This window comes from Candidatus Protofrankia californiensis (assembly GCF_900634765.1).
Classification (GTDB): Bacteria; Actinomycetota; Actinomycetes; order Frankiales; family Frankiaceae; genus Protofrankia; species Protofrankia californiensis.
In genome coordinates, this window is the sequence record NZ_CAAAFT010000435.1 from 9,123 (window position 1) to 13,351 (window position 4,229).

Below are 4,229 nucleotides of genomic sequence, written 5' to 3' on the forward strand. Positions count from 1 at the left end.
CGCGGGCCGAGTACGGCGGGTAGATCAGCGACAGATCCGGCCGCGCCGGCTTCGACAGCACCGCCTTGCGGTGACTGAACGTCTCGAACCCCCAGCGTCCGTGGTAGGCGCCCATCCCGCTGTTACCGACGCCGCCGAAGGGCAGCTGCGGGACGAGGCAGTGCACCGCGGCATGGTTGATCACAATGCCACCCGCGCTGACCTCGCGCAGCACCTGTTCACGCTCGGACTTCGCCGAACTGAACAGGTAGGCCGCCAACGGCTTGGGACCAAGGTTGACCAGGACGACGGCCTCGTCCAGCGACGACACGCCCACCACTGGCAGGATCGGCCCGAAAATCTCCTCCCGCATGACGGGCGCGTCCGGGTCGGGGTCGACGACGACCGTCGGCTCGACGGCCGCGCGGTCAGCGTCCACCGACCCGCCGAGGACGACGGTGCCACCGGCGCCGTCGAGCAGCGCCGCCAGCCGTTCGAACTGACGGCGGTTGACGATGGGAAGCGTGGCCGGGGCACCGGAGCGGAAGCTGCGGATCGTCTGGACGAGTTGGGTGACAAAGCGGTCGCGCACCTCGGTTTCGACCAGCACGTAGTCCGGCGCGATGCAGGTCTGCCCGGAGTTCAGCAGCTTCGTCCAGGCGATGCGGCGGGCCGCGACCTCCAGGTCGGCGTGGCGGGTGACAATCGCCGGACTCTTGCCACCCAGTTCCAAGGTGACCGGAGTGAGGTGCCGCGCGGCGGACGCCATCACGATCTTGCCGATTTCCGGACCGCCGGTGAAGAAGGCGTGGTCAAGACCCTGATCGAGCAGCAACTGGGTGGCCTGGGCCTCGCCCTCGACGACGGCCACCGCGTCGGGGTCAAGGTACTGCGGGACGAGCCGCGCGAGCAGGGCCGAGCAGACCGGGGCGTGCTCGGACGGTTTGATGACGGCGCAGTTGCCCGCCGCGACGGCGCCGACCAGCGGGCCGAGCGACAGGTAGACCGGGTAGTTCCACGGGCCGATGACCAGCACGACGCCGAGCGGTTCGTACTGGTACCACGCCCGGCCGGGCCTCGCCACGAGCGGCAGGCCGGTGCGCCGGCGCCGCATCCAGGACCTGAGGTGTCTGCGAGCGTAGGCCGCCTCGGTCCGGACCGGGGCGACGTCGCCCAACCAGGAGTCCACCGCCGCCCGGCCGAGGTCGGCCCCGATCGCCTCGGCGATGTCCGTCTCATGCTCGGTGACCAGCCGCTCGATCGCCCGCAGCTGGTCGACACGCCACGCCAGGCTTCGCGTCCGGCCCCCGGCGAAACTCTTGCGCAGCCGGGCGACGACGTCCGCCACCTGTTCGGGGGTGGCTTCGCCGGAACCGGCCGGACCGTCAACGGCCGCCCGGGCCGTGGGACCGGCTGGTCCGGCGGTGCCGTCGGTGCCGGTGTCGTCGGTGCTCGATGGCAGCAGCGTCATTACGGCTCCTTCGAGTCTCGCGGATCGGCTGACTCGGTGGCGGCCGCGTGCTGCCGCGACACACTCCTGAGAGCCACCATAACTCTCTTTATAGTCCCGGTTAAGTACAGCTTCCCGGACCAGCGCAGGATCCTGGCGGAGGAGTTCGAGGCGACGATCCCGACCGCGATCGAGGAGATCGTGCGGTGGACGACCCTGTGATGGCCGGGCTCGCCCGATCACGTGTTGTCGGGCGAGCGAGCGGTCCTGATACACGAGCCACCGGCCGTACCGACACGGCGGAAGTTATAGTGAGGTGGGACCATATTCATCGGCGTCCGCGGACGCAGAGCGGGAGTGTCTCGTGCCCACGCTGGTGACGCGAGACCAGTACTTCGTCTCGGCTATGGAGATCGTCACCACTGAGGGCTTCGACAACCTGCGGATCGGCAAGCTGTGCGCGTCGGTCGGGGTCACCAGCGGTTCTTTTTACCACTACTTCGGGAGCTGGAAGGGTTTCGTCGACCGGCTGTTCGCGTACTGGGAAGCCCAGCAGAACGACCGGCTCACCACGTTGGCCACCGTCACCGGAGACGCGGTCGCCAGGACCGGCGCGCTGACGGAGTTCGCGCTGGGTGTGCCCCACGACACCGAGGCCGCCATCCGGGCGTGGAGTCACACCGGCTCCACCGTCGGCGTGGTGCAGGAGCGTGTGGACCGGCGTCGCGAGAAGGCAATCCTGTCCGTCGTGTCCGCAGTCGTGACCGACCCCGCCCGGGCACGGGTGCTGACGATGATGGGGATGAGCATCATCATCGGCTTCCAGCAACTGCGGTCCCCGGTGGAAGAGCGGGAGATGTGCCAGATGCTTGACGAGTACCAGCGTACGGTCCTCGTCCACAGCGACGACGGCTGCTCGCCGGAGCCTGACAGGCCGAGGCGACAGACCTGACACATACGATCATTTCTTGTATGACAGGAGCCTACCGGGACATATCATCCCGAACATCGATCCGCTGCCGTTAGGATGTTCAACCATTGCTTATCAGCACTAGGTGCACACATAGGAGCGTGTTACGCTCCCTCCTGCCGGAGGGGACCGGACATGTAAGGACTCATGTTGCCTAGACTTCTGTCCTCTGCACAGACCAGATCGATCTTCCGAGCCCGGTGGCGGCTCTTGGCAATGACGTTGGCACTACCGGTAGGTGTCGGCCTGGCTGCCTGCCAGGCCCCCCAGACATCCACGCCACCGGCATCGTCGGCGTCCGCCTCTTCCATAGCGCAGCGAGCCGCCGCAGCCTACATTGCGGCGCAATCGTCACCCACCGCATCCGCGGCCACGGCTGAACCCGCACCGTCGGGGACAGCGGTGGTTCCGGTACCACCGCTTGTGCACATCCCGACCCCGTCGACCACGAACCCACCTCATCCACTGCTTGCGTCCGCCCCTTCCACCCGGCCTCCGGGGCTTGACGACAGCTGGCGTCTGGTATTCGGCGACGAATTCGACGGGGCCGCGCTAGACATCGGCAAGTGGGTCACCAACGTCTGGCAGGGCGCTCAGTGCGGCGCCAACTCCGGCAACCACGGCTCGCAGAACTGCTACTCGCCCTCCGCGGTGACGCAAAGCGACGGCAAGGCGCACCTAACCGCGTCCAGGAACTCCTACAATTTCAAGGGTTCGATATTTCCGTACACCAGCGGCATCATAAACAGTGACCAGAAGTACTTCTTCACCTACGGCTACGTGGACGTCCGTGCCAAGCTGCCGAAAGGCAAGGGGTTCTGGCCCGCGATCTGGCTGTACAACCCGGCCTACACACTCGATGAGATCGACATCATGGAATTCATCGGCGAGGACCGGACGACCATCTACCAGACACTGCACACCAAGAACGGCGGCGAGAACCAGTTCAAGACCGAGAATCCGGACTGGAGTACCGAGTATCACAACTACGCCGTCAGGTGGGAGCCGGGATCGCTGACCTTCTACATCGACGGCGTGCAGACGGGGCGCCTGACCAACCTGGTTCCTTCGGACAAGATGTACCTGATGGTGAACCTGGACGTGGGTGGTCCCTCCAGCTGGGGCGGTGCGCCCGACGGTGCCACCGCATTCCCCAGCAGCGTCGACGTCGACTACGTTCACGTCTACCAGCAGTCCCCGTAGCCCCCACCCGCAGCACCGGCAATCATTACCATGCGGATGCGCGGAAACCGCCCGGTTCTGGGGTCCCCGGATCGACTGACCAGCGTCGACCGGAGACCCAGCCGACGCGAAGCGTGCGTGCGTGCGTGCGTGCGGAGTGGCTACAGCGGGCGTGTACTGCTTCGTCAGGCGGGGGTCCCGAAAACCTGGGTCCAGTAGGTGCCGTAACTGCCGCCACACGCGTAGCCGACCCCGATCTGGGTGAACTCCCCGTTGAGCATGTTCCTGCGGTGTCCGGGACTGTTCATCCAGCCGGCCACCACCTCCGCCGGGCTGCGCTGACCGGCCGCGACGTTCTCGCCCAATACCCGGTATCGGTAGCCGGCCGCAGTCGCACGGTCGGACATCGTCCGCCCGTCCAGGCTGACATGATCCATGTAGCTGTTCGCCGCCATGTCCTCGCTGTGTCGCTGTGCCGCCAGGACCAGGCAGGCGTCCACCGTAAGGGGCCGCTCGCCCACCCTGGCACGTTCGGCATTGGCCAACGCCACGACCTGTAGGACCACGTCCCGACCAGCGGCAGCCGATGGAGCAGACGGCTGCCCCGGCCTCGGTGGCAGGGTCGCCGACGGGCTCGCCGGGCTGGCC

At 66.9% G+C, this 4,229-nt stretch carries 5 protein-coding genes; 3 read left to right on the forward strand and 2 right to left on the reverse strand.

Annotation, left to right across the window (positions count from 1 at the left end; translation table 11 throughout):
* The coding region (locus tag DD1DGNOD_RS22520) for an aldehyde dehydrogenase family protein (RefSeq protein WP_131770993.1) at nucleotides 1-1,450 on the reverse strand (1,450 nt) is incomplete at its 3' end.
* Nucleotides 1,451-1,486: 36 nt separating this feature from the next.
* Here DD1DGNOD_RS22520 and DD1DGNOD_RS27425 point away from each other — a divergent pair.
* The 3 genes from DD1DGNOD_RS27425 to DD1DGNOD_RS22530 all read left to right on the forward strand — a co-directional run bounded on the left by DD1DGNOD_RS27425 (nucleotide 1,487) and on the right by DD1DGNOD_RS22530 (nucleotide 3,602).
* Nucleotides 1,487-1,651 (forward strand): hypothetical protein, encoded by a 165-nt coding sequence (locus DD1DGNOD_RS27425; protein ID WP_165035227.1) that lies wholly within the window; start codon nucleotides 1,487-1,489, stop codon nucleotides 1,649-1,651.
* 142 nt (nucleotides 1,652-1,793) lie between these two features.
* On the forward strand, nucleotides 1,794-2,381 hold the full coding sequence (locus tag DD1DGNOD_RS22525) for a TetR/AcrR family transcriptional regulator (protein ID WP_131770992.1): 588 nt from the start codon (nucleotides 1,794-1,796) through the stop codon (nucleotides 2,379-2,381).
* A 420-nt stretch (nucleotides 2,382-2,801) separates the two neighbouring features.
* On the forward strand, nucleotides 2,802-3,602 hold the full coding sequence (locus DD1DGNOD_RS22530) for a glycoside hydrolase family 16 protein (protein WP_165035226.1): 801 nt from the start codon (nucleotides 2,802-2,804) through the stop codon (nucleotides 3,600-3,602).
* 164 nt (nucleotides 3,603-3,766) lie between these two features.
* Here the strand turns inward: DD1DGNOD_RS22530 and DD1DGNOD_RS22535 are convergent.
* A partial coding sequence (locus DD1DGNOD_RS22535; RefSeq protein WP_131770994.1) for a CAP domain-containing protein occupies nucleotides 3,767-4,229 on the reverse strand: 463 nt, incomplete at its 5' end.